This is a genomic window from Streptosporangium sp. OZ121 (assembly GCF_051918885.1).
Classification (GTDB): Bacteria; Actinomycetota; Actinomycetes; order Streptosporangiales; family Streptosporangiaceae; genus Streptosporangium.
In genome coordinates, this window is record NZ_JBPXMC010000106.1 from 1 (window position 1) to 649 (window position 649).

Sequence of the window (649 nt, forward strand, 5' to 3'; positions counted from 1 at the left end):
GCGTTCCAGAACTCGGTGAAGGTGAGCGGCTCGTGCCGCCGGAACGTTTCGACGATCGTGGCCAGGGAGTGGCTGGAGTTCTCGCTGAAACCACCGTTGACCGGTGAGAGGGCCTCGGTCGAGTCATAGAGATCCCACAGGGCGCCGGCGATCCGTCCTTCGACCTTCTCGCCGCCCTTCTGACAAAAGATGCTGCTGGCGCCATCACTGAACTCGCAGCGCTCGAGGTTCAACCACGAGTTCTTTCCGTTGAGCAGGTAAGCGTTGCCGCTACGACCGTGGCCGTTCTCGGCGGCCAGTGCCAGCCAGTGCGCGAAACCCTCTGACAGAGCGCAGCTGGCCTCGGGGAAGGGCTCGATGAAGTAATGGGCCCCGCATTTCGGGGAGTAAAAATCGAAGTAGTTCTCGTCGTACAGGTGGTGCATGAAGGCGTGGCTCACCTCGTGCTCGGCCACCCCGGTGCCGGCCCGGTCCCGCTCCAGCTCAATGGTCCGTAGCAAGTCTCTGTATCGGCTCTTCGTGCCGGGTGGCACCAGCTGGATGTCGATGTCGCCCATGCCGAAGCCGCCGACCAGGTCTTTGACGTTGTAGGCGGCGCGGTAGGCCAGGGCGGCGGGGGTGGTGGCCGGGTGGGTGGTGGGGGCGCCGG

The 649-nt window shown here is 64.6% G+C and carries 1 protein-coding gene; it reads right to left on the bottom strand.

The genetic code is table 11. The annotated features are described in order from the left end of the window. On the bottom strand, nt 1-649 hold a 649-nt coding region (locus ACTOQ1_RS42920), incomplete at both ends, for a hypothetical protein (RefSeq protein ID WP_440074385.1).